Source organism: Echinicola marina, from assembly GCF_020463795.1.
Taxonomy (GTDB): Bacteria; Bacteroidota; Bacteroidia; order Cytophagales; family Cyclobacteriaceae; genus Echinicola; species Echinicola marina.
Genome location: NZ_CP080025.1, coordinates 5,450,637 through 5,476,564, shown reverse-complemented (window position 1 = coordinate 5,476,564; position 25,928 = coordinate 5,450,637). Strand labels below are relative to the sequence as shown.

The 25,928-nt window shown below is 39.7% G+C and carries 23 protein-coding genes; 21 read left to right on the top strand and 2 right to left on the bottom strand.

The annotated features are described in order from the left end of the window. The first annotated feature begins 3 nt into the window (after positions 1 to 3). Genes KZP23_RS22250 through KZP23_RS22235 form a run of 4 tightly spaced genes read left to right on the top strand, consistent with a single transcriptional unit; the run spans position 4 to position 3,501 of the window. Positions 4 to 1,827 (top strand): cbb3-type cytochrome c oxidase subunit I, encoded by a 1,824-nt coding sequence (locus KZP23_RS22250; protein WP_226333998.1) that lies wholly within the window; start codon positions 4 to 6, stop codon positions 1,825 to 1,827. Then, complete coding sequence (locus KZP23_RS22245) at positions 1,811 to 2,803, top strand: cbb3-type cytochrome c oxidase subunit II (RefSeq protein WP_137404736.1); 993 nt, start codon at positions 1,811 to 1,813, stop codon at positions 2,801 to 2,803. The genes KZP23_RS22250 and KZP23_RS22245 overlap by 17 nt, the downstream gene beginning before the upstream one ends. A 4-nt stretch (positions 2,804 to 2,807) precedes the next feature. Next, on the top strand, positions 2,808 to 3,092 hold the full coding sequence (locus KZP23_RS22240; protein WP_222840310.1) for a hypothetical protein: 285 nt from the start codon (positions 2,808 to 2,810) through the stop codon (positions 3,090 to 3,092). Then, positions 3,079 to 3,501 (top strand): cytochrome C, encoded by a 423-nt coding sequence (locus tag KZP23_RS22235; protein ID WP_137404735.1) that lies wholly within the window; start codon positions 3,079 to 3,081, stop codon positions 3,499 to 3,501. The genes KZP23_RS22240 and KZP23_RS22235 overlap by 14 nt, the downstream gene beginning before the upstream one ends. Positions 3,502 to 4,463: 962 nt before the next feature. Here the strand turns inward: KZP23_RS22235 and KZP23_RS22230 are convergent. Together KZP23_RS22230 and KZP23_RS22220 are read right to left on the bottom strand one after the other, a co-directional pair. Then, the gene (locus KZP23_RS22230) at positions 4,464 to 5,168 is read right to left on the bottom strand and encodes an anaerobic ribonucleoside-triphosphate reductase activating protein (protein ID WP_226333997.1); all 705 of its coding nucleotides are present in this window, start codon (positions 5,166 to 5,168) and stop codon (positions 4,464 to 4,466) included. 149 nt (positions 5,169 to 5,317) lie between these two features. Next, a complete protein-coding gene (locus KZP23_RS22220; protein ID WP_226333996.1) occupies positions 5,318 to 7,441 on the bottom strand; it encodes a ribonucleoside triphosphate reductase in 2,124 nt (707 codons plus the stop codon). Positions 7,442 to 7,724: 283 nt separating this feature from the next. On the opposite strand from KZP23_RS22220, the gene nadA reads away from it, so the two are divergent. From nadA to KZP23_RS22135, 17 genes are all read left to right on the top strand, one after another. Further along, complete coding sequence (gene nadA / locus KZP23_RS22215) at positions 7,725 to 8,651, top strand: quinolinate synthase NadA (protein ID WP_226333995.1); 927 nt, start codon at positions 7,725 to 7,727, stop codon at positions 8,649 to 8,651. 2 nt (positions 8,652 to 8,653) lie between these two features. Continuing rightward, the gene (locus tag KZP23_RS22210; RefSeq protein WP_226333994.1) at positions 8,654 to 10,189 is read left to right on the top strand and encodes an L-aspartate oxidase; all 1,536 of its coding nucleotides are present in this window, start codon (positions 8,654 to 8,656) and stop codon (positions 10,187 to 10,189) included. After that, a complete protein-coding gene (locus KZP23_RS22205; protein WP_137404731.1) occupies positions 10,173 to 10,589 on the top strand; it encodes a 6-pyruvoyl trahydropterin synthase family protein in 417 nt (138 codons plus the stop codon). The genes KZP23_RS22210 and KZP23_RS22205 overlap by 17 nt, the downstream gene beginning before the upstream one ends. Before the next feature lie 204 nt (positions 10,590 to 10,793). Then, complete coding sequence (locus KZP23_RS22200; protein WP_226333993.1) at positions 10,794 to 11,483, top strand: hemerythrin domain-containing protein; 690 nt, start codon at positions 10,794 to 10,796, stop codon at positions 11,481 to 11,483. Between the two features lie 100 nt (positions 11,484 to 11,583). Next, positions 11,584 to 12,816: a hypothetical protein gene (locus KZP23_RS22195; protein WP_226333992.1), complete on the top strand. Its 1,233-nt coding sequence runs from the start codon at positions 11,584 to 11,586 to the stop codon at positions 12,814 to 12,816. Positions 12,817 to 12,875: 59 nt separating this feature from the next. Beyond that, the gene (locus tag KZP23_RS22190) at positions 12,876 to 13,376 is read left to right on the top strand and encodes a c-type cytochrome (protein WP_226333991.1); all 501 of its coding nucleotides are present in this window, start codon (positions 12,876 to 12,878) and stop codon (positions 13,374 to 13,376) included. A gap of 27 nt (positions 13,377 to 13,403) precedes the next feature. Further along, positions 13,404 to 15,428 (top strand): Sec-dependent nitrous-oxide reductase, encoded by a 2,025-nt coding sequence (nosZ, locus tag KZP23_RS22185; protein WP_226333990.1) that lies wholly within the window; start codon positions 13,404 to 13,406, stop codon positions 15,426 to 15,428. 7 nt (positions 15,429 to 15,435) lie between these two features. Further along, complete coding sequence (locus KZP23_RS22180) at positions 15,436 to 16,023, top strand: hypothetical protein (RefSeq protein ID WP_226333989.1); 588 nt, start codon at positions 15,436 to 15,438, stop codon at positions 16,021 to 16,023. A gap of 46 nt (positions 16,024 to 16,069) precedes the next feature. Further along, positions 16,070 to 16,459 carry a nitrous oxide reductase accessory protein NosL gene (locus KZP23_RS22175; protein ID WP_226333988.1) on the top strand — a complete coding sequence of 130 codons (390 nt, stop codon included), beginning with the start codon at positions 16,070 to 16,072 and terminating at the stop codon, positions 16,457 to 16,459. A 10-nt stretch (positions 16,460 to 16,469) separates the two neighbouring features. Continuing rightward, complete coding sequence (gene nosD, locus KZP23_RS22170; protein ID WP_226333987.1) at positions 16,470 to 17,714, top strand: nitrous oxide reductase family maturation protein NosD; 1,245 nt, start codon at positions 16,470 to 16,472, stop codon at positions 17,712 to 17,714. After that, entirely contained in the window at positions 17,707 to 18,423 is a 717-nt protein-coding gene (locus tag KZP23_RS22165; RefSeq protein ID WP_137404726.1) for an ABC transporter ATP-binding protein, read from the top strand. The genes nosD and KZP23_RS22165 overlap by 8 nt, the downstream gene beginning before the upstream one ends. Further along, entirely contained in the window at positions 18,416 to 19,183 is a 768-nt protein-coding gene (locus tag KZP23_RS22160; RefSeq protein ID WP_137404725.1) for an ABC transporter permease subunit, read from the top strand. The genes KZP23_RS22165 and KZP23_RS22160 overlap by 8 nt, the downstream gene beginning before the upstream one ends. Before the next feature lie 4 nt (positions 19,184 to 19,187). Further along, positions 19,188 to 20,273, top strand: a complete 1,086-nt coding sequence (locus tag KZP23_RS22155; RefSeq protein ID WP_226333986.1) for a hypothetical protein — start codon at positions 19,188 to 19,190, stop codon at positions 20,271 to 20,273. Positions 20,274 to 20,309: 36 nt separating this feature from the next. Continuing rightward, the gene (locus KZP23_RS22150) at positions 20,310 to 22,559 is read left to right on the top strand and encodes a nitric-oxide reductase large subunit (protein WP_137404723.1); all 2,250 of its coding nucleotides are present in this window, start codon (positions 20,310 to 20,312) and stop codon (positions 22,557 to 22,559) included. A 1-nt stretch (position 22,560) separates the two neighbouring features. Then, positions 22,561 to 23,001: an RrF2 family transcriptional regulator gene (locus KZP23_RS22145; RefSeq protein WP_137404722.1), complete on the top strand. Its 441-nt coding sequence runs from the start codon at positions 22,561 to 22,563 to the stop codon at positions 22,999 to 23,001. 187 nt (positions 23,002 to 23,188) lie between these two features. Beyond that, the gene (gene ric, locus KZP23_RS22140; RefSeq protein WP_137404721.1) at positions 23,189 to 23,914 is read left to right on the top strand and encodes an iron-sulfur cluster repair di-iron protein; all 726 of its coding nucleotides are present in this window, start codon (positions 23,189 to 23,191) and stop codon (positions 23,912 to 23,914) included. A gap of 661 nt (positions 23,915 to 24,575) precedes the next feature. Then, on the top strand, positions 24,576 to 25,835 hold the full coding sequence (locus tag KZP23_RS22135) for a tyrosine-type recombinase/integrase (RefSeq protein WP_226333985.1): 1,260 nt from the start codon (positions 24,576 to 24,578) through the stop codon (positions 25,833 to 25,835). Positions 25,836 to 25,928 lie beyond the last annotated feature (93 nt).

Below are 25,928 nucleotides of genomic sequence, written 5' to 3'. Positions count from 1 at the left end.
GATATGTTTAAAATATTGGTATGGCTGGCAGGAACAATGGTCATGACTGGAACCGTCATTGCCCAGGGAAAAGTAGAAATTGATACTTCCACATGGTCTACACAACCGGGAGTAATCGGGACGGTATTATTGTCAGTTTTAGTACTTGTGGTATTAGCTTATCTGATGGTGGTCAGGCTAAATAAGCTAATGAATGTCTCCGAAAAGGTGAAATGGACAAATGAAAGGGAGGACCTTAAGTCTGTTCTCATCAATCTGGAACGAGAGGAAGTTGATGAACTGCTAGAACGAAGAAAGAAGGCCGGCTTGTATCGTTTGAGGGGAAATGAAATAGGAGGTGAGCTCAACTTTAAAGATGAAAAGGGGCTTATCAGGAAAATCACGAAAAGCCCTCATAACCCCTTGGTGGATGATAAAAAGTCAGGGAAGTTGAAAGTAGAGACAGATGATAGATTAATCCGCCTGATAATAGCATATGTAGTAGCTGCAGCTTTTTGGCTGATATTCGGGACCCTGATGGGGCAATATTTGGGAATGAAATTTGTGTGGCCTGAAATGGACCAACAGCCTTGGTTGTCCTTCGGTAGGTTAAGGCCGGTACATACCAATACAGTTTTCTGGGGCTGGGCATCCTTAGGGATGTTAGGATTGGGATATTTTGTCGTAAGCCGTACCTCCAACAGATCGATCTTCAGTTATAAATTAGGCTGGTGGACATTTTACTTGATTAATGCTTGTGTGGTCCTGGGCAATATTGCGCTGATGAACGGGCTCAATAATGGTGGGGGAGAGTATCGGGAATACATCTGGCCAGTCATGTTGCTATTTGCAATTGGTCTGATATTGGCCCTAATTAATATTTATAAGACCATTTCCTTAAGAAATACGGTTGAAATCTATATTTCCAACTGGTTTATACTAGCGGCATTGACATGGACAACGGTGCTGGCCATTATAGGGTACCTCCCGTTTTATCAGGAAGGTTTAGGAGAGACAGTTATCCAAGGATATTATATGCATCAAGGAGTGGGGATGTGGTTCATGACCTTTACATTGGGATTGGTTTATTATTATCTTCCCGCTTCGCTCAACAAGCCAATTTATTCATACAGCTTAGGTGTACTGGCGTTTTGGACCCAAATGCTGTTTTATACGTTGATCGGTACCCACCACTTTGTGTTCAGTCCATTGCCCTGGTGGTTACAGACCGTTGCAATCGTGTTCAGTGCAGGGATGTTTATTCCTGTACTGGCGGGTACCACCAATTTCATGATGACCATGAAAGGTAGCCGAAAGGCGATAGAAGATTCCTATGTCCTTCCCTTTATGTTGGTAGGGGTAATTTTTTACTTTGTTGGTTCCACCCAAGGTAGTTTTCAGGCATTTCGATTTACTAATTACATATGGCATTTTACGGATTTTAATGTGGCCCATTCCCATATGACCATGTACGGAATCATCTGCTTTTTTCTTTGGGGAGGGATGTATTCCCTTCTTCCAAAGCTTACCCGAAAGGAGCCCAACCAACTGGCCGTAGGAATGCATTTCTGGTTCGCTTTCATAGGTCTTGTGATTTATATGTTCTCTCTAATGATCGGTGGGACTGAAAAAGGAATGAGTTGGGTTGATGGACAACCGTTCATTGACTCGGTAAGGTTGATGGCCCCTTACTGGCTTTGGAGGGCTGTCGGTGGTTCATTAATGTTCATTTCCCATTTGGTATTTGGCTATAACCTTTACCAAATGGTAAATGGGTATCGAATCGGCAGAAAGAGGAATACTAAAATAGTTAAGGTTAAAAAAGATGAATATGCTAGATTTTCATAAAAACCACCAACTATTATTGGTGACAATTTTGACGATATTTGTTGTGCTAAGTTTGTTTATTGCTGTTTTTCCAGCTTTTCAATTGCAGGAAAACAATGCTCCACTACCAGCGGAACAGCCAATGACTTCGGAAGAATTAAGAGGAATGCACCTTTTTATAAGTGAAGGATGTGTGGCTTGTCATACCCAACAGGTTCGGGGGATAGAAATGGATAAAATATGGGGACAAAGACCTTCAATGCCGTCGGACTATTACTATTCAAAAAAGCGCATGGATTTCTGGAGACAATCCCCGTCCCTTCTCGGAAGTGAACGGACAGGTCCGGATCTCACCAATGTTGGACAAAGGCAGCCTGGAGATCAATGGCACCTGCTGCATCTGTACAATCCCAGATCAGTCGTGGAAGGATCAATCATGCCATCCTATCCTTGGCTGTTCGACCATGTGGACAATGTAAGGGAGGGACAGATTGTACTGGAAGTACCCAAGAGCTTTAAGGCCGGTCCAGGAAAAGTTGTGGCCACACAGGAAGTACTGGATCTAGTAGCTTACCTGAAATCCCTTAAGCAGACAAGTATACCGGTGCTGGAAACGACCTTTATCCCTGCAGTGGGGAAGGATCAAAGGAAGGGAGAAACTGATGAACTGCTTCCTGATGGGGCAATGGTCTATGCCAATAACTGTGCAGCATGTCATCAGGGGAACGGTGAGGGGGTAGCAGGAGCTTTTCCACCTTTGGCAGGTAGCTCTATTGTCAACGATGAAGATCCCCAAGTGATGATCCAGATTATTTTGCAGGGCTATGATGCACGGCCTGATTATGGACAAATGCCCCCGTTTGCAGATTTGTTGACAGATGAGGAAATCGCTGTACTGGTTAATCACGAAAGAAGTAGTTGGGGAAATAATGCCCCCAAAGTAAGTACAGATCTGGTAAGACAGATTAGAGAAATGGTTAACAAAACACAAAAATAGGATCATGATGAAAAAAGTATTTAGATTATTCCCTGTGGTGTGGATATTCATGCCATTGACTTCCATGGCCTGTGAAGTGTGCCGGAAGCAGCAGCCCATAATGCTTGAAAATATCACGCATGGTGTTGGTCCCCAGGGACAGGTGGATTATATCATTACTGCAGTGGCCCTGATTTTGGTAATTCTGGCATTGGCATTTAGCCTTAAATTCCTCATCAAGCCCGGAGAAAAATCCGAAAAACACATTAAAAATTTAATCTTAGAAGATGAATACAATGGAAAATCATAGAAAGGTAAAAGTATTTCTGGATGATGATCAGGTTCCATTTGGTGAATTTCATCCTCCTGTAAAGTTTATGTTGGATACTACCAAGATTCCTGATGGTAAGCACAAATTGAAAATTGTGGCCAAATCCACTGATGGTATTGAAGGGGTCAGAGAAGTTAACTTTGAAGTTCGGAATGGTCCCGCAATCGATCTGGTAGGCCTCAAAGAAAATGATATTGTGGACGAAAATGTGACCCTTACTATTAATGCATACGGTAGTGAGCGAAAGGACTTATTTGTTGTGACCGGATCAGAAACTCCCAAGGGCATCCCATCATGGGTATGGGCCATTTTGATTGGATTCATTGGTTGGGGGATGTATTATTTGTTGAGATTTTGGACAGATGATAATTATATCAGTTTTTTCTAATGAAAATCAAAAGGAAACATTGACGATTTGGTTGATGTAAATCTTTTTGAAAATCGCAATAACCCAAAAAATCATCAAAAGCAATTAGCCATCCTTTAGATAAGGTTGAAAAACTGTTTGAACTTATTTACTCCTCCATATGAGGATACAATTTCGAAAATGACAACAGCAAGATAATGATAATCGAATCTTGGTAGATCATCAAATTCAACCACCTATGGCAATAACCATTGAATTAAAAAGTATTGTAAAAGTATAAGCTGAGTGAAAGAGGATCAGGATCAAGGTCGTGAAATATGGGAATACATCAATAGCCATAGGTAAGGTGTTAGCAAAATTATAAGCATTGTCTGGAATTACTGGAACTACTAAAAACATTCGGCACTGTTTCTTGTACCTTGCATATATTCAGGAATGTCCCGTAAAAGTACAGGAAACAGGATGGAAAAATTCAATACCATCCCTATAATCAAATAGGGACTGGTCGAAAGATGAGCCGACAAAATATAATTTGATTGACACACGACCCTTGATGCCAGATTTGATGAAAATCCATGGAAAAAGTACTCAATCTGCAAAAGCAATCGCCTTGGCTCTTTTTGATTATATTGTTGAATTAATAATTTTATCTGTATATTCGCTATTCCACTAGTAAGTATTAGCCTTCAAAACATTTTCTCAAAAATGACACCTGTTTCACGGAAATAATTAATTAAGTTATTGAAAATCTGTGAGGAATAAAACTGCTGGTTTGAAAATGGGAATCATATAATTTTATCTGTATATCCGCAAAGACACCAGTAGCTTTTTGTAAATAAGCTATTCTTTCAGTAAGAACATAAAAGTCCAAAGAAACGATATTTTATTCTGTGTAAATCTGTGGAATCTCCCGATAAACCGGGACAGGCTGTGAGAAATAAGTTTACTAGTGTAATAACGGATAATCATATAATTTTATTTACTTAACGCAAAACCACATTTATTTTTGAAGTGGATAATGAGGAAAGGTTTTGAATGCCTTTTGATTTGGGGAGGGGGACCAAAGTTGGTGTATTGTTCAAAAATGGCTGGATATAATAATTCCCTTTATAGTCGAGCATTTCCAAATGGTTAACCATTTTTTTGAGGCTGTCATGGGCAATAAGCTTTGAATGTACGGTAGTCCTTATCTCAAAGTCAATCCCAGTTTTTTGTAACAGATGTAGGCTTTGTTCGAATTCTTGATAAAGATTTGATCCTGTGATTTTCTTATATTGGTCGGGAAGCGCTTTGAAATCCATGGCTACATAGTCTATAAGGCCTTCGTCAAGTAATGGTTTTAACCTTTTTGGCAAACTTCCATTGGTGTCTAGCTTTACTTTGAAGCCTAGCTTTTTACAGGTCTTGATCAATGGGTATAGCTCAGGATGTAAAGTGCATTCACCACCACTAAATACTATTCCATCCAATAACTTTCTTCTGGAATAAATGAATTCTAAGGCTTGGTTTATATTTAGTTTCCCTTTTCCACGGACGATTTCCGGGTTATAACAATATCCACAACGCATATTGCAGCCTGCGAACCAAATAATGCAGGCTGTCTTGTCTGGGTAATCCAATAACGTAAATGGAGTGATGTTATATATTGGCCTAGGAATTCCCTTCAATAAAATGTGTGCGCTCTGCATGTTCACCTTTTTTTCCTAAGTTAAAACTCTCTACTGGTCTGTGATATCCCATGACTCTGGTGTATACCATGCATTTGGTACGATTGGAAATGTTTTTTAATTGATTTTCCCTTTTTTGTGTATTTTGATTTTTCATGGTTTTTTCATTTTTAATTTGAATAATTATTCTCGTTTGATTCTTTTTGAAGCTTTTCAATAAACAGTTGTTCATCACATTTTGGGCAGTATTCATGTTCCCCTTGGAGGTAGCCATGGACTGGACAAATACTGAATACAGGTGTAATTGTTACATAAGGAAGTTGGAAATTAGAAATAACTTTACGAACCAAGGACCGACATGCTTCTGCAGAGGAGATTTTTTCCCTCATATAAAGATGGAGTACCGTTCCTCCCGTATACTTGCACTGCAACTCATCCTGTAGCAGTAAGGCTTCAAAAGGATCGTCAGTAAAGTGGACTGGAATTTGTGAACTATTGGTGTAATATATGTTTGGTTCGTGTCCTGCCTGTATAATGTCCGGGAATCTCTTTTTGTCTTCTTTGGCGAAGCGATAGGTAGTCCCTTCCGCAGGGGTAGCTTCAAGGTTGTATAGGTTCCCTGTTTCTTCCTGGAATTCCCTCATTTTTTTTCGGATGAAATCAAGCATTTCTGAAGTCATATTTTTCCCGAAATTTCCGGTAAGGTCTTCCTGATCAATGGTGAAATTGCGTACCATTTCATTCATCCCGTTTACCCCAATAGTGGAAAAATGGTTGCGAAAATGGCTTAGATATCTTTTGGTATAGGGATAAAGTCCACGGTCATACATTTCTTGGATAAACTTCCTTTTTTTCTCCAAAGTAGATTTGGCCATGTCCAATAGCTGAGTAAGTCTTTTGTATAATTCAGGTTCATTACCTGCATATTGATAGCCTAAACGGGCCATATTAATGGTTACCACTCCGATACTTCCAGTCATTTCTGCACTGCCAAATAATCCATTGCCTCTTTTTAGGAGCTCACGTAAATCCAACTGAAGCCTGCAACACATACTTCGGACGGCATTGGGCTTATAAGCATTAGGGTTTTCAGTTTTCTCCCCTTTTTCATCAATGATATACTGACTTCCTATGAAATTCTGGAAGTAGGAAGAACCGATCTTTGCGGTATTTTCAAATAGCAAGTCAGTGTTTGGTCCGTGCCAATCAAAGTCCTCGGTAATATTGACCGTAGGGATGGGAAAGGTGAAGGGCTGACCATTAGCATCACCTTCTGTCATTACTGTATAATAAGCCTTATTGATTAAGTCCATTTCGGGCTTAAAGTGACTGTATTTTAGTTCTTCTAATGATTTTACCCCCCGATTACGGGCCTTTTCCAATAGCCTATCAGGTGTCAGTCCCTTGAATAGGTGCTGGTTGTTTTTAGTTGGTATTTGATCTTTCAAATCATCAGGAACTTCCCAGTCCAGGGTAATATTGGTAAAAGGGGATTGTCCCCACCGGGCAGGGACATTGAGGTTATAGACAAAGCTTCGGATGGCTTTTAGAATATCTTCATATTCTAGCTGGTCCTTAAAGATATAAGGAGCTAAATAGGTGTCAAAAGAACTGAAGGCCTGAGCACCGGCCCATTCGCTTTGTAGTATGCCCAAAAAGTTAGACATCTGTCCCAGGGCTTCCCTGAAATGTGAGGGGGGACGGCTTTCTACTCGGCTTCGGACACCATTGAATCCTTCATTCAAGAGCACCCTCAGGCTCCATCCTGCACAATATCCAGTAAGACAGTCCAAATCATGTATATGGATGTCCCCATTGCGGTGGGCATATCCCTCTTCCTTAGAATATACTTTGTCTAGCCAAAAGTTAGCGATAATCTTTCCTGCCACATTATTGACCAGTCCTGCATTGGAATAGGAAGTATTCGCATTGGCCTTTATTCTCCAGTCCGTTCTGCTAATGTATTCCTCGATGGTTTGGGTGCTATCGATATAGGTTGTGTCCTCATTTAGTCCTTGGATATGTTCACGTTGAAGCTTTCTTGTGTGTCGATAGAGCATAAAGGAGCGCATGGCATCGAAGTCCCCATTTTTAAATAGGGATTTTTCAATTATATCCTGAATTTCCTCTACAGCCCAAGTGGTTCGGGATTGTAGCAGATTAATAACCTCTTTATAGATAGTAGGGTTATAGGAGGCAGAAATGCTCTTGAAGCTTTTTTTTAGAGCATCCTCAATTTTGAAGGCCCGAAAGGGTTCATAGTTTCCATTCCTTTTGATGACGTAATGTTCCATAAATGATGGGTTGAAAATTATTTGAAACCTTTCAAAGATATCAATTGCTATAAGTGGAAAATAGTGAAAAAGTCATAGATACTTATGATTAAAATCATACCTTTTTGTCCGAAATTAAATGCTTGATAATTAGTGCCTATTAGACTTGTATTATAGCTTTGCCTTCCAATTCTGAAGATAAAAGCAGGACGGTTTTTATTGCGGAAAAAATGGAGAAATAGGGATCAGTCGATCAATTGTTTCACTTTGTTTTGGTTTCGGAAGAACATTAGTAAGTGTATTCATGGAAGAATTATTAGAAAAGATACATCAATTAAAACAGCATTATAATGCGGTAATCCTGGCACATTATTACCAAGATCCAGCCATTCAAGACTTGGCGGACTTTGTAGGGGACAGCTTGGATTTGTCCAGAAAGGCCAGAGACAGTGATGCGGAAGTGATTGTCTTTGCTGGGGTGCATTTTATGGCAGAAACAGCCAAAATACTCAATCCGTCCAAAAAGGTTTTGTTGCCTGACTTGGATGCCGGATGCTCGTTGGCAGACTCCTGTACCGGAAAGGCCTTTAAGGAATGGAAGATGCAATATCCTGATCACATTTCAGTGACCTATATTAATTGTTCTGCAGAGGTCAAAGCAGAGAGTGATTGGGTATGCACTTCGGCAAACGCACTAAAAGTGATCCAGGCTATTCCTGAAGATAAGCAGATACTATTTGCTCCTGATAAGAACTTGGGGAATTACCTGATCAAGGAAACAGGTAGGAATATGGTGCTTTGGAACGGAGAGTGTATGGTTCATAAGGCTTTTTCAATGGAGAAGCTCATGAAACTTTGGCAACAATACCCCGCTGCAAGATTGATAGCCCATCCAGAATCTGAAGATCATGTAATTCGAGTGGCTGAATTTATAGGTTCTACCTCTGCCTTGTTAAACTATGTGCAAGACTCCGATAAGGACACTTTCATAGTAGCCACTGAGCACGGCATACTTCATGAAATGCAAAGACGGGCTCCTGAGAAGCTGCTGATTCCTGCCCCGTCAAAGGACAATAATAGTTGCGCTTGCAGCGAATGTGCCTTCATGAAAATGAATACGATGGAAAAAATATATGAATGCCTGCTGCATGGAAAACCGGAAATACAGTTGGACGAAAGCCTTATGAAATCCGCTCTTAGGCCTATTGAACGCATGTTGAGCTTAGATTGAAAATGAAAGAGACCCTGATTCATACGGATGTACTGATTGTAGGTACTGGGATAGCGGGTTTATCCTGTGCTTTGGAAATGGCTCATTTATATCCCGAATATCGAATTACCCTGTTGGATAAAAGTTTTGACAGAAACAGTAACAGTCAGCATGCTCAAGGAGGAATGGCCGCCGTGATGAGTCCAGATCATGATAGCTTCCAATCTCATTTCAATGATACCCTTAGAGCAGGTAGATGGGTAAATCAAGCAGCCGTAGTGGATTATTTTGTAAGGAAAGCACCTGAGGCGATACACTGGTTGGAAACATTGGGAGTGAAATTTGACAAAGAAACCCTCGGAGATTATCAATTGGGCATGGAAGGAGGACATGCCCATCCTAGAATAGTCCATCAAAAGGATTGGACAGGAAAAGAAGTGCTCTCAGTGCTATGGAATTGTGTCATTATCCATGATCGGATAAAGGTCTTATCCGGTTATCTGGCCAAGGATTTATGGGGGATTTCTTTTGAATATGGAGGAAAACTCGAGAAATGTTGCGGCATTAAAGGCTTTGACCTTTCCAATGGGAATCCTGTGATCATCCATTCAGACATTACCATTCTGGCGACCGGTGGCTGTGGGCGATTGTTTGCCAGGACGACCAATGCTGAAATCGCGACAGGGGATGGAGTGGCCATGGCCAGTAGGGCGGGAGTGGAGCTCAGGGATATGCACTACTACCAATTCCATCCCACCGCATTATATGATAGGCAGAACGGAAGGGCATTACTGCTCACTGAAGCCTTGCGAGGTGCAGGAGCACATATAGTCAATGATCAGGGTGAACGGTTTTTATGGAAAGGGGACAAGAGGGGGGAGCTGGCGACGAGAGATATCATCTGTGCTTTGATGGAAAATGAAATGACCAGTAAGGGAGTAGACTATCTCTATTTGGATGCCCGTCATTTGGGAAGTGTATGTTTGAAGAAGAATTTTCCACAAGTAGTGGGAAATTGCCTTGGTTTGGGCTTTCATCCTGCTGAAGATCTGTTGCCCATATTACCAGCAGCACATTACCAGTGTGGAGGTATAGTAGTTGATTTACTGGGAAGGAGCAGTTTGGAAGGGCTTTATGCTTTGGGAGAATGTGCATCCACAGGACTGCACGGTAAAAACAGATTGGCATCCAATTCATTGACAGAAGGAGTGGTATTTGCACGGAAATTGGCAAAGGAACTTGTGAAATTCGAAATATCTAATCCGCCATTGAATATAAGTGAAGGTATTAAGGAAATGGGTAAATGTTCCTTAGAGGAAGTTCCTCAATTTTTGGAAATTAGGACATCTCTTCAAAAAGAAATGAACAAGTTGATTTTCAGTAAAGATCAAATAACATTAATAAATCAGGTAAGTAGTAAGGTGGAAAAATGGAAAATCATCATTGAACGCAAACTAGCCAGCAAATCTGGTATAGAACTTCAGAATTTATTGGATGTAGCTGAAGTTATGTGCAAATCCTTTAAAGATCAATTAGAAGAGCATGCTGAGCATAACTAAACGATTTGAATTTGAAATGGCCCATTTGCTTTCTGATTATAAGGGTAAATGTTCTTTTTTGCATGGACATAGTTATAAGTTGGAAGTAAGTATCACAGGGGAATTGGCAGAAGGCACAGATATGCTTGTTGACTTCAATGTGATCAAGGAGCTGGTAGAAAAGGAAGTGATCATTTTACTGGACCATCGACTGGTACTGAAAGACAACCATCAAAATATTAAGCGATTTGCCATTAGTGGAGAGGATGTTTTATGGTTACCATTTGAGCCAACTGCTGAGAGATTGATACTTTGGATAAAGGAAAAAATAGCCATTGGTCTACCAAAAAATATAGAACTGTACCGGTTAAAACTATCAGAAACTAATACCTGTTTTGTAGAATGGATTAATGATAGATAATAATAAAAGACAAATTTGTCTTTTATTCAAATAAAACTTAACTTTATAGATAGAAATATGTGGGGAAGATGTCTCTTGTTTCTGAAAATTCGGACGGGTCAGTATTAATAAAAGATTGACAAATAATATTAAGAAGATCTGGGGATGATTATATTTTAAGTATATAAAAGATAAAAAGGTGTTTTAATCTTAATAGTGAGCTTTATGATGACTTTTAACAATAAACCAAATGATGAGTTGGTGTCTGAAAATCTTAATGCAGCTATCTTTCAGGTCTTTAAAAATGACTGTACGGGTTTTCGATTGGAGCCTGGTAATCTAATGAAGGCTTTGGGATTAATACAGTCGGAAGAGAGCGTTTCCTTAGAGGAATTTTTCACTTGGCCCATAGACTTATTGGCAGATTATATTGAAAAGAAGCACCATAGTTATATAGAGCAAAGGGTTCCCGTGCTTTTGGATATGCTGAATAAGCTGTGCCGGTTACACGGAGATGATCATATAGAATTGCTGGATATTTATAGAGGTTTTTGTAAGGTAGCTAGTGAGCTTAATAGCGACTTATTGAAAGAAGAATTAATACTTTTTCCTTATATCAGAAAAATGGTCCAATTGGCAAATGAGGGAAGTAGTTTGGATGATCCTAGGTTTAGATCGGTCAAATACCATGTGTTGCAAATGATGAGAGAGCATGAATTGGATGTGGATGATTTCAAACAGATTAGAAACTTGACATCTGATTATTGTCCACCAAAGGATGCCTGCAAGACTTACAAGGTGGCATTCGCATTACTAAATGAGTTTGAGAAAGAGCTTCATTTACATATTTTCCTTGAAAGTGCTATTCTATTTCCAAAAGCGATTGCTTTTGAAAGCAATATAAATCGGATATAATATTTATTACACAAATTAAATAACGTAAATGTTTATTTGTGCGGAATAATATTTGTTAATTATTGAGAAGAATGTTGTATTAAAGGAAACAAGATGTCATATGAGAAGATCATGGACTAAAGTGGTACTATTTAATTTTTTGGTGGCCGCCGTAATGGGCCTGTTGTTGCGGATGGTATTTATTTGGGAAATTTCTTGGATAGATTACCGAAATTGGCTTCATGGGCATTCCCATGTGGCTTTATTGGGCTGGGCTTATTTGTTGTCTTATGCTTTGATGGTAGATAGGTTGGTTCCGAAAGGAAAACAAAATGCCTCTTATTATCAAAGGCTGTTTTATATCACCCAGCTTTCTGTACTTGGAATGATGGTCAGCTTCCCCATAGAGGGATATGGTCCTGTTTCTATCAGTTTTTCAACAATCCATATAGTAGGTAGTTACTTCTTTGTTTATGGGATCTGGAGAGATATGAGGACAGGGAATCAAAGTCTCAACTATTGGTTTCGGATGGGATTGTGCTGTATGGTAATTTCTACCCTCGGCGTCTTGGCAATTGGCCCCATTATGGCTTTGATTGGCAAAGGTTCTATGCTATACCAAGCGGCTATTCAGTTTTACCTTCATTTTCAATTTAACGGTTGGTTTTTGACGGTGGCCATAGGTTTGTTGATGATATTCATAGGTCAGCAAAAATTTAAAGATACTGGCAATAAATTTCGGCTTTTTTTGGGCTTGTACGTGGCAAGTATTTTATTGACCTATTTTCATATACTATTTTGGGCTTATGGGCATTCGGTTTTTTACCTGCTCAATTCAGCAGGAGTGCTCTTTCAGGCGATTGCTGTGGGTATGTGGATAGGAATGTTTTGGAAATCAATTAAAGTAACTATTGACGGGCTTGAGAAAATAGCAAAGTACCTATTTTATTTCGGATTGTTTTCTCTGAGTTTGAAAGTTTTGCTTCAGATAGCACTCATTACACCTTTTGCCGTAGAAATGTCCACTACTGTCCGGCCCCTAATAGTTGGTTATATTCATTTGTTTATGATAGGTGCAGTGAGTGCTTGGGGGCTTTTAATGCTATACCATTGGCTTAAGGTGGATTATCCGGTTTGGGCCTTGGCTTGCTGGTTGCTTGGTTTTTTAGGAACAGAAGCACTGCTTTTTGTCCAAGGTGGAATGTATGCTTTTCGTTTGGGGGCTATGCCAGCCTATCATGAGATACTCTGGGCAGCATCGTGTTTATTAGTATTGGGGGTAGCAGGACAGTTGGTTTATCTGTTATTTAACAAACGGGTTCTTCTTAATAAGCAATTGCTGCCATTTACATGAACAACAATATCCATTTATAAAATTGTAAAAACAAATCTTGACCAAAAATCCAGCTTACGATGAAAAAACGAATCTTACCATTAATTCTATTGGTCACATCACTGATCAGTTCCTGTGGATCAGGGGGAGGGGGCGAAGAAAAGAAAACTGATACGGGAACAGAAATAAAGAGTGAACTGCCCAGTTCTATTCAAGAAGGAAAAGGGGTAGGTGGCATCACTGATGTGGAGCTCTCAGATGAGCCTGATGCTGCCATGGTGGCTGAAGGACAGGCTATTTATGACATGAAATGCGCCTCATGTCATAAACTTACAGACCAGCGTGTAGTGGGACCCGGATTTCAGGGGGTTACCAATCGTAGAAAACCCGAATGGATCATGAACATGATTACTAATACCGATGTGATGTTGGACAAGGATCCCGAGGCTCAAAAACTTTTGGAGGAGTGCCTAACGCGTATGCCTAACCAAAATGTAAAAGAGAAGGATGCCCGGGATATTCTTGAATTTTTACGTCGAAACGATCTGGACAAGACCGGAGAAAAAGATGGAGCCATTTGATTTAGTGTTTTTAAACAGAATAAGAAAATGAGAACTAGAAAAGTAAATATGATCATAAGTTTGGTAACCATTATGGGGGGGATGGCCCTTGTGGTTGCCTGCGGGCAAAGAAATGCAACGACGGTTATCGAAGGAGATGCCGCGGAGCAGGTGTATATAGCTCCTGGTGAGTATGATGAATTCTATGCCTTTCTCTCAGGGGGATTTAGTGGGCAGATTACTGTTTATGGATTGCCATCCGGAAGGTTGTTGCGTGAGGTGCCTGTTTTTTCCCAATATCCAGAAAACGGCTATGGTTATAGTGAAGAGAGTAAGCCTATGTTCAATACCTCCTATGGCTTTGTTCCTTGGGATGATTCCCATCACATAGAGCTTTCCCAACAAAATGGAGAGTTTGACGGAAGATGGCTGTTTGTGAACGGGAACAACACCCCTCGCATTGCCCGGGTGGATCTTAGTACATTCGAAACGGTCGAAATACTTGAAATTCCCGATGTCGCCGGCCTTCATTGTGCGCCATTTATCACGGAAAACTCGGAGTATTTGGTTTCCGGAACACGGTTTAGCATTCCTATTCCACAAAAGGATGTCCCTATCGATACCTATAAAGAAAATTTCAAGGGGTTGATCAACTATGTGTCCTTGGATCAAGATCATGGAACCATGGAACTGGCATTTCAGATAGAAATGCCAGGGTTCAACTATGATCTGGCAAGAAATGGAAAAGCAGTATCCCATGGTTGGAGTTTTCTGACCACCTATAATTCTGAGCAAGCGCATTCCCTTTTGGAAGTGAATGCTTCCCAAAAAGATAAAGACCTTATGGCAATTATCAACTGGAAGAAAGCAGAAGAGTATGTTGCTGCTGGTAAATTTACAGAAAGACCTACTTCCTATTACCATAATCTTATGGATGAGAGTACAGGGATTGCCCATTCCCAAGAAATGAAGATGACAAGGATTTTGAAGCCTGAGGACTGTCCTGAAATGGTCTATTTCATTCCTGTTCCCAAATCCCCACATGGCTGTGATGTGGACCCTTCAGGGGAATATATTGTGGGTAATGGTAAATTATCAGCAGACATGTCGGTATATTCTTTTAGTAAAATCATGAAAGCTATTGAAGAAAAGAACTTTGATGGGGAAATAGAAGGGATTCCAGTCATCAATTACGATGCAGGGCTTCATGGAATACTTCAAAAACCAGGGCTAGGTCCTTTGCATACCGAATTTGATGAAGGTGGAAATGCTTATACAACCTTTTTTATTTCCTCTGAAGTGGTCAAATGGAATGTGGACAATCTTGAGATATTGGATAGGGAAGCTACATTTTATTCTCCGGGTCACTTGGTCATTCCAGGAGGAGAAACCAGGAAACCAGAAGGGAAATATTTGGTGGCAATGAATAAGATTACCAAGGACCGTTATTTACCTACAGGACCAGAACTTGCACATTCAGCCCAGCTCTTTGACATAAGTGGAGATAAAATGAAACTCTTACTGGATTTCCCAACGAAAGGGGAACCGCATTATGCACAGGCCATAAGGGCGGATAAAGTCAAACCAAACTCCAAGAAGTTTTACAATATTGAAGAAAACGCCCACCCTTATGCGACCTTGGGAGAAAGTAAAACTAAGGTGGTAAGAGAAGGTGATGAGGTTCATGTTTATATGACAGCTATGCGCAGTCACTTGGCCCCGGACAATATTGAAGGCTTCAAAGTGGGGGACAAGGTGTTTTTCCATGTGACTAATTTGGAGCAGGACTGGGATGTGCCCCATGGATTTGCGATACAAGGGGCAACTAACGCAGAACTGTTGGTGATGCCTGGCCAGACGAAAACCTTACTTTGGGAACCTAAGAAAGTGGGAGTATATGCTTTTTACTGTACGGATTTCTGCTCTGCGTTGCACCAAGAGATGTCCGGTTACGCCCGTGTTTCAGCAAAAGGAGCAGATGTTCCTTTGAAATGGGGATTGAATGAAACTTTAAGGGAAAACCAGGAACAAGCGGAAAAGTTTTATGAACAATTGGAAAACAAGTCTAAATAATTGAACCGTGAATGGTAAAAGTCATATTGCCCAATTTCTAATGCTAGGTGCAGTCTTGTGTTTAGGAATATTGTTTCTTCAGCCACTTTGGAAAATTACCTTAGAGGCAGCCCAATTTCCCGGTGGTCTAGACTTGTATATCTGGATCAATAAAATATCCGGAAATGATAAACATATCATCCAAAACATCAATATTCTGAACCATTATATCGGTATGAAGCCGATCCATCCCGATGCCATTCCTGAATTGAGATATTTTCCATGGGTAGTAATAGGAATGATGGCTTTTGGATTGATCTGTATAGGAGTCAATAGGCCTTGGTTTTATTTATCCTGGGTGTTGGTAATGATTGGACTTGGAGCATTGGGTATTTATGACTTTTATCTTTGGCTGTACGATTATGGGCATAATCTAGACCCAAATGCTCCTATAAAAATTGCCAATATGAATTATATGCCTCCCTTATTTGGTGAAAAAGACCTTCTTAATTTTTATGTCCGGTCTTATCCTAACTGGGGAGGAGTGTTTCTTGGCTTGGCCATTTTGTTAGGGGCAGGGGCCTTTTATTTAAAAGGAAAAAGGGTTTATGTGTAAACAAAAATAGACTTTGATGATGTGCAAACTGGTGTCCGCTAAATTGATGATAGTTTGGCTTGTTATAATCGGATTTGGTTGCAGTTCAGGTCCCGAGCCCATTCTGTTTGGAGAAGACTACTGCCATTATTGTAAGATGGGAATTGTGGATAAGCGCTTTGGTGCTGAATTGATTACAGATAAACACAGGGTGTATAAGTTTGATGCTTTGGAATGTTTGATGGACTTTATTCAGGAGCAGCCAAATGATTATCAACAAATACTGGCTTTACCCTATGATGGTACTGGAACATTGAAACCGGTGGCATCACTGGTATTTGCCGTTTCTCAGGAGTATAAGAGTCCTATGGGAAGAAACATCGCGGCATTTCTACCCCAAGCTGCTCCAAAGGGAAAATTAATGAGCTGGGAAGAATTAGTCAGTAGTAAGCCATAAAATTTGATTGATGAAAAGCATTGTTCTATTGATGATGGTTCTTGCCCTGTTTTTGGCCTATGAGGTTGAAGCTACTGTTTGGCATATTCGACCTGGTGATGGAAGTAGGCCTATCAAAGAAGCTTTGGAGAACTCTCAAGCCCATGATACTCTGTTTGTCCATTCAGGGATCTATGAAGAGTATGGCCTGCAGGTGACCAAACCTCTTTCGATAATTGGCCAGGGCAATGCAGTGATTGATGGGGGATTCAAAGGAGAGATTATAAAGGTTTTTTCAAATAATGTGCAGATAAAAGGATTGGTTTTCAAGAATGTAGGAGAAGATTTTCTTGAAGATAGAGCCGCTATTCGCCTTGTAGAGGTAAGTCAGGTGGTCATAGAGGGAAATGAATTGATAAACACCTTTTTCGGGATTTACCTGCAAAATGCACAGGAATGCAAGATCCGTAACAATAAAATAAGCGGTATGGCAGACCAAGAAGCTTATGCGGGCAATGCCATTCACCTTTGGAAATGTAGAAAGATCGCTATTGAAAATAATATAGTAAGTGGACATAGAGATGGAATATATCTCGAGTTTGTCGACCAAAGCAGGATTTATGGGAATATCAGTGAGGATAATCTGCGTTATGGTTTGCATTTCATGTTTTCTAACTACGATACCTATGAGAATAATATCTTTCAACGGAACGGTGCAGGTGTAGCAGTGATGTTTAGTAAACACATTAGAATGGTCAGCAATGTTTTTCGCAATAATTGGGGAGGGGCATCTTATGGTATTTTACTAAAGGAAATTTCTGACGGACTGATTCATAGGAATGATTTTCAACATAATACAGTTGGAGTTTATGCAGAGGGTGCTAATAGGTTAAATATCAGGTTCAATGAATTTTCGCATAATGGGAAAGCAATGGATATTAAAGGCAATTGCGTGGATAATAATATTCATCAAAACAATTTCATTGGAAATACTTTTGAGGTTCTAACTAACTCCAAGTCCAGTCTAAATCATTTTGAAGGAAATTATTGGTCCCAGTACCATGGCTATGATTTGGATAAAGATGGAATAGGGGATGTGCCCTATCGTCCCGTAAACCTATTTGCAATTATTACCCACCGGATTCCATCTGCATCGATGTTGTTACATAGTTTGATTGTAAAAAGCCTGGAATTGGCAGAAAAACTGTTCCCGCAAATTATACCGGAACAACTACAGGATGAAAAACCAATGATGAAACCAATAAGTTATGATTAGTATTGAAGGCCTGACGAAAAAATATGGTAAGCTATCGGTACTTGACCATATTGATATAAAATTTGAAAAGGGACAATGTCTAGCACTTATCGGCCCAAATGGATCAGGGAAAACGACATTGATAAAGATACTCCTGGGTTTGGTCATCCCCAATTCAGGAAGGGTACTGATCAATGGGAAAAATATTCATGGTCAATATAGGTACCGGGAGCAAATAGGATATATGCCACAGATAAACCAGTTTCCCGAACATATGCGGGTTGACCAATTGTTTGCTCTTGTAAAGTCTGTCAGGAGTGGAGTAAAGGGTTACGATGAAGAACTTTATCACGATTTTGGATTGGAGGAGATGGGCAAAAAGCGTTTGGGAGCACTTTCTGGAGGAATGCGTCAAAAGGTCAGTGCTGCACTGTGCTTCCTTTTCCGTCCCGAAATTTTGATTATGGATGAACCTACGGCGGGCTTAGATCCTTTGTCCAATGAAATTCTTATTTCAAAGCTTAAATCCAGCAGAAGAGAGGGAAAACTGATTTTGATATCTTCTCACATATTAAATGACTTGGATGAAATAACTTCTGATGTTTTGTATCTAATGGATGGAAGGGTCAGGTTTTATAAAAGTATAGAAGAGTTAAAAGCTACAACCAGCGAGCAGCGATTGAATCGAATAATGGCCTGTTTGCTAAACCCAAAAGAAGCTTATGTATAAACTGACGAAATTTATTCTGACAGACCTCCTCCAAAATTGGATAATTCATCTTTTTGCCCTGTTTTTCTTATTTGTGATAATGGGGATATTTAGTTTGGAAGGGCAGGAAGATAAGGCTTTGGTGAGTGTGTTGAGTCTTGTTTTGCTGGTAGTTCCTATGCTGGTGATGATTTTCTCTACCATATATTATTATAATATGTCCGACTTTGTATCTCTGATGTTGGCGCAGCCAGTTCAAAGGGGGCAGGTTTTGGGAAGCCTGTTGATCGGTTTGGGACTTGTTTTTAGTTTGGTAGTAGCCATTGGGCTAGGATATGCTTTGTGGTGGTTGCATTGGAGTTCTGCAGCTTGGAGCCTGCTATTGGTTGCATTGGCTTTGGTTTGGGTTTTTGTGTCAATGGCAATATTTGCTGGCGTTGTTGCTAAAGATAAAGCTAGAGGTATGGGCTTGTCTTTATTGATTTGGGCTTACTTTATTCTGGTATTTGATGGGGTGGTTTTGCTATTGATGTATAATTTTAGTGATTACCCAATAGAAAAGGTTGTCTTGATGATAACTTTTTTGAATCCTGTGGATTTGGGGAGGGTTTTGGTGTTGATGCGTACAGAAGCAGCGGCGCTAATGGGATATAGTGGAGCGGTTTTTAAACACTTTTTTGAGTCTACTTGGAGTACAATAGTGGCCCTTATGGCTTTGTTGGTGTGGGTGATTTTGCCATTATTACTATCACTAAGGTTGTTTCGTCATAAAAACCTTTAAAAATATGATCAATCGATTATTAAAAGGTGGCTGGGGGCTCCCGATCATTCTTTTGGTGCTGGTGTCTGGGATTACAGGTGGATTTTTACGAACTGGTTGTTTTGTTTTTCCTGGCCAAGGAATAAGTATGGCTCATGGACTCTTGATGACCGGAGGTTTTATGGGGAGCTTGATCAGTATGGAACGAAACTTGGAGATGAAGCAGAAAGGGTGGGCAATTGTCCCTATTCTGAGTATGAGTTCAGCTGTTTTTTTTATTTTAGGCGAATTGACAGTAGGCCTAGTCCTTCTAATCCTTTCTAGTATAGGCTTGATCGCTATGGTCTATTTTCAGTCAATGAATCATCCTAAAGCAGGAAAATGGATGATGCTAATAGGGGCATTGTGCTGGCTTACTGGCAACTTATTGGTATATAAAAGTAATATGATAGCTATGGGAAGTTCGTGGTGGGAGGCTTTCATACTTTTGACCATTTTTGGGGAAAGGTTGCAATTGAGCAGTGAGCGTTCTTGGGCAAACAGGTACTTGGCAGTGCTATTGGTCCTATTTGGTATTTTCTTTTTTGGGATGTTTCTTCCCTTTCATGGAAATGGGACCATATTCATGGGATACGCAATTGTTGGGATAGGAACATGGTTTTTGGTAAGTGATTTACATGAAGGTGTCCTTTCCAACAGTTCTGAAAATCGGTTTTGCAAATTGGCTATTTTATTAGGCTATACTTGGTTGATAGGTCATGGTATATGGTTGTTGATCGGGAGCAGCCATCCTTATTTTTACGATGTACTGCTACATACCTTTTTTCTTGGCTTTGCATTTTCAATGATTTGGGGGCATGCCCCAAAGCTTTTACCTTTGTTTTTAAACCTAAGAGGAACTGTTTTTTATGACAAGCTTTGGTGGGGAATAATGGTGTTTGAATTTAGTTTGGCCTCGAGGATGGTAGCCAGCATATTGGAGATTCCTCCATTGAGGAAGGTTTTTGTTGTAATCAATGGCTTGGTTATACTGCTTATGTTTATTATGCTATTGGTTGGCTTGGTTGCAAAAGTCAGGAGAATGAAAGAAACGAATTATTTAATTAAATAAAAGAAAAAAAGGTGTTAAAATCTTAAAATTATCATTATGAAAACAGAAAGAAAACTTTGGATAGCCTTTGGGCTTGTAGTTGGGATTTCATTTGCTGTATTGGGCTATTACGGCTATGAAATATATCAAAAAGCACCTCCCATACCTGATCAGGTAGTAGACGAACATGGTAATCTGTTGTTTTCTGGTCAAGATATCAAAAATGGCCAAAATGCCTGGCAAACAATGGGAGGGCAAGAAGTTGGTTCTATTTGGGGGCATGGGGCCTATTTGGCACCGGACTGGACAGCAGATTGGCTCCATCGTGAAGCTATGTACCTACTGGATGACCTGGCACGTCAGGAGGGGTTTGCTAGTTACAATGACGCGGATAGGCCTTTACAGGCTGCATTGCAAGCAAAGATTCAACAAGAACTTCGTGAAAATACCTATAATCAAGAGAGTGGTCGCATTACCATTTCTGCCAAAAGGTATGAAGCGTTTACTGCACTCAGCTCCTATTATTCGAAACTGTTTATGGGAAGCGAGGAGAGTGAGCTGGAAGAACTTAGAAATTATTATTCCATTCCCAAAAATGCGATTAAGGATACCCAGCGTATGGCAGAAATGAATGCTTTTTTCTTCTGGGCAAGTTGGGCATGTGTTACAGAAAGGCCAAACAGTAATGTGACATATACGCACAATTGGCCTGCAGAGGAATTGGTTGGAAATAAAGCTACTGGAGATTTGATCCTGTGGACAGGTTTTAGTGTGATCATGTTACTAATGGGAACAGGAATACTGGTATTTTATCATGCCAAGAATAAAGAAGAGGAGGTCAGTGCTCCCCAAGAGGACCCTTTAATGCGACAGCGTATCACTCCTTCAATGCGGGCAGTTGAAAAGTATTTTTGGGTGGTCAACCTGTTAATCCTCATTCAAGTCCTGATGGGGGTTATTACTGCCCATTATGGGGTAGAGGGAAATCTGTTGTATGGCTTTCCTCTTGCTGAAATTTTACCCTATGCAGCATCCAGAACCTGGCATGTTCAGTTGGCCATTTATTGGATTGCAACAGCTTGGCTAGCCACTGGCTTGTATATTGCCCCTTCATTAACAGGAAAGGACCCCAAATTCCAAAGGGCAGGTGTGAATTTCCTTTTTATTGCACTTTTAGTGATAGTTTTAGGCTCCCTGGCCGGTCAGTGGATGGGGATCATGCAAAAACTAGGCTATGTTAACAATTTCTGGTTTGGACACCAAGGATATGAATATGTGGGGCTAGGAAGGTTTTGGCAGGCCTTCTTGCTAATTGGTCTGTTTATTTGGCTGGCTTTAATGGTTCGCCCTATGGTGCCTGTATTCCAAAAAAGGACCCAGGAAAAACACCTCTTGACCATGTTTCTTATTTCATGTGCTGCTATTGCGCTTTTTTTCGGGGCGGGGTTGATGTGGGGTAGACAAACTAATCTAGCTATAGCAGAATACTGGAGGTGGTGGGTAGTTCACCTTTGGGTAGAAGGTTTCTTTGAGGTATTTGCTACTGTGGTAGCAGCCTTTCTTTTTACAAGAATGGGGCTGCTTAAAATTAAATCAGCCAGTTCAGCGGTGATTTTTGCTACAGTTATTTTTCTGGCAGGTGGGATATTGGGTACTTTTCACCACCTGTACTTTACAGGTACGCCTAAGGCCGTTATGGCTTTGGGGGCTACCTTCAGTGCTCTTGAGGTAGTTCCTTTGGTACTTATTGGATTTGAGGCTTTTCATAACTATCGTCTGAGCAAACTGACCGTTTGGCTTAGAGATTATAAGTGGCCAATTTATTGCCTAATTGCTGTGGCATTCTGGAATTTTCTTGGCGCAGGGATTTTTGGATTCCTGATCAATCCCCCTATTGCCCTTTACTATATGCAAGGCTTAAATACCACACCGCTTCATGGCCATACGGCCTTATTTGGAGTATATGGCATGCTAGGAATTGGCCTAATGCTATTTGTGTTACGTAGTCTATACCGCGATCAGGTGTGGAATGACCGTCTGATAGGTTTTTCATTTTGGTCTATCAATATAGGTTTGTTACTGATGGCGTTATTGAGTCTTTTACCGGTTGGTCTGATGCAAACTGTGGCAAGTGTTAATGAAGGAATGTGGTATGCACGGTCAGCGGAATTTCTGCAACAACCTCTAATGGGGACTTTTCGCTGGTTAAGGGTGGTTGGAGATACTGTTTTTGCATTGGGCACTTTAGGGCTTTTCGGCTTTGTGTTTGGATTACTTTACCATAGACAAAATAGTAAGCCATCATGATATGTTTTCCAAAGCATGTGAATATGGAATAAGAGCAGTTATCTGCATTTGGATTCTTAGTAAGGATGGAAAAAAAATAGGGATCAAAAAGATTTGTGAAGAAACTGATGCTCCGGAGAATTTTACTGCCAAAGTCTTGCAGTCGTTATCCAAGCTAGGAATCATTAATTCTTCAAAAGGGCCAAATGGTGGGTTTTATCTTGATAATAATCAAGCTGAGATTAAACTTATTGACTTAGTTAATGCCATTGACGGCGCAGAATGGTTTGTTGGCTGTGGCCTTGGTCTTAAAGAGTGTTCTAATGAAAATCCTTGCCCGATACATCACGAGTTTAAAAGACTACGTGAGAATTTATTTAAAATGTTGGTCAATAAGAGTGTTAAGGATCTTGCTAAGGAGGTATCGGATGGAAGGGCTACTCTAAAAAGAATAATAAAATAAGGTTTTGTTAAATCGTCCTTTCCTTCATCCATCCTAGTACTCGTATCGCTCTGTAGTAGGTATTAGAGACACAAAAACAATAAAGGACAATTTTGTCTTTTATTGTTTTTGTTATATCTTTGTATAAAACAAAAGTACAAGTGGTGCGATAAAATAAAAGATAAAAGGATCTTAAAATCAAAGTAATATGTTGGAGAAAAAAAATATAATCGGGGAAGTCGTAGCTGATGATTATCGGACAGCGCCTGTTTTTGAGTCATTTAAAATAGACTTTTGCTGTAAAGGGGGGCGTACCATAGAGGAAGCATGCCTTGCCAAGGGCCTAGATCCTGATAAAGTAATATCCGCTTTGGATAAAGTCGTTCGAAATTCAGGTGAAAAGCAGGAAGATTTTAAAAATTGGCCATTGGATTCATTGGCTGATTATATTGAAAAGCACCATCATCGGTATGTGGAAGAGAGGATACCCCTGCTTTTACAATATCTAGAGAAACTCTGTAAAGTACATGGTAAAGCCCATCCCGAATTGTTTGAGATACATCATTTATTTCAAATTTCAGCTGGAGAGCTTACTGCACATATGAAGAAAGAAGAGTTGATTCTATTTCCTTATGTGAGGAAAATGATAAAATTGTCGAAAGAAAAAGAGTCTTTGCCGGCTCCACATTTCAAAAGCGTTAGTAATCCAGTGATGATGATGATGGAGGAGCATGAAGCTGAGGGAGATAGGTTTGAAAAAATTTCAAAACTTTCAAATAACTACAAGGCCCCATTGGATGCATGTAATACATATAAAGTAACCTACTCTTTGCTTGATGAATTTGAAAAAGATCTGCACAGGCATATTCATTTGGAGAATAATATCCTTTTTCCAAAATCCATAGATTTTGAACAATCAGTGGACATTTCATAATTTTAGGGCACTATACCCTCAGAATTCCATTAAGGGTATTTCTGAAAATGATAGCTGGGATATCAAAGGTGGTGAAATTAAATAAACGATTAAGAACTAAAAGATTCTTAATGATAAGGGTAATAAAAGATTAGTCTTGTCCACTCGATAGATAATGGTTTAATTATTGATAAGAACGGCACAAAATCTCAAAATGAGGATTTGTGCCGTCAGGTGGAGCTGGCGATACGTGGATCGAACTCTTTTTTAGAAGAAATGGAAATGATAGAGAAGCTTATAGTTTTGGGGAAGTCTGGAGAGGAGCCACTATAGTTTGTAGTAAGTGGCTCTCCCTTTGCCCTGTTTTTTGATAAGATCTTGGTCCACCATTTCAGTGAGAATTTCGTAAGTTTTGGTGTTTTTCAATCCTAATAAGTTACTAGCCTCTTTCCTTGAGATTTTTCCTTTTTCAAGTAAGTATATCGGGTGGCCCACTTGGGCTCGAACCAAGGACCCTCTGATTAACAGTTATATTTTGTATTAGTATTATACTTGTAAGTATGTTTATAAACTACTGAATATAAGCTAAATATAGGATTTCAAGTTTTTCTTCTATAACTTTATTTATAAGTTTTTAGATCGATTTGTGTGCAAATTGTGTGCAAATCCAAACTAGCAAAATATGGCATCAACGAAGTTTGTAAGATCAGGAAGTGAGTTTGAAATGACACTTTACCTAGATTTAAGAAGACCCAAGGAAGACGGATATTTTCCCTTGAAGATCAAAGTCTATACACCAAGGCCCAAGCGAAGGAAATACTACCCCATAGGAATGGATATGACAGCAGAGATGTATGAAAAGGTTTTTGAAAGTACTAGGCCCAGAAAAGAAGCAAAGGAGCTAAAGGTTAAATTGGAGCAGGTCCTTTATAATTTCATTGAGGTAGCCAATCAATTGGAGACCTTTACATTTGAAGCTTTTGAAAAGGAAATATTCCGACCAGAAGGAGACAGTAAAGACATCTTTCATCAATTTCAGAAAAAGATAGATATTTTGGACAAAGAAGGTAGGGTGGGAAGTAAGATTGCCTATCAGACAAGTTTAGGAGCTCTTCAAAGATTCATGAAAGATAAAAAGAAGAGAAACCCAAGTGTTCTTTATTTTGGTGATGTTACTCCTAAATGGTTGAAGGATTTTGAGAGTTGGATGATTGAAAAAGGAAATACAAGAACCTCCGTGGGCATCTATCTAAGACCTTTAAGACACATTTTTAATTTGGTGAAAACAGATAATTACCCTTTTGGTAAAGGAAAATATGTTATCCCCAAAGGAAGTAACAAGAAGAAAGCATTGGATAAATATCAACTGAAGGTATTGTTTAAAGGAGATGTAGAAAACGAGCATCAACGGAAGGCCAAGGATTTTTGGTTCTTCTCTTACCTGTGCAAGGGTATGAACATGAAGGATATACTATATCTCAAATGGAAGAATGTAAAAAAAGATCACATTGAATTTGTGAGGGAAAAAACAAAAGATACTATAGAGTCGCAAGTGCTTATTCGTGTTCCATTAGTGGAGCACTCAAAAAAGGTTATAAAATTCTATGGTGGTAAAAGGAGGAGAAATGATGAGTATGTTTTTCCAATTATCCATGAAGAGATGACTGAAATGGATAAGCTAAAAGCAAAGCAGAACTTTACTAGATTGGTTAATCAACACATGAAAAGATATGCTGAAAAAATCGGCATTTCTGAAAATGTAAGTACTTATACAGCTAGACATAGCTTTGCCACCATGGCCATACGTAATAATGCTTCAATTGAATATGTGGGAGAATCTTTGGGGCATACAGATATCAAAACTACTAAGGCTTATATAAAAAGCATTTTGGACGATGAAAGTGATAAGGAGATGATGGGGAAATTGATGGAGTTTGATTGAAAATATCTTGTTCAAATAGAGGGGGTAGAAGAAATGTAAGGCAAAAAGAGTTAAACTGGTCGCTCAAAAGTTTGAACAACCAGTTTTAATTTA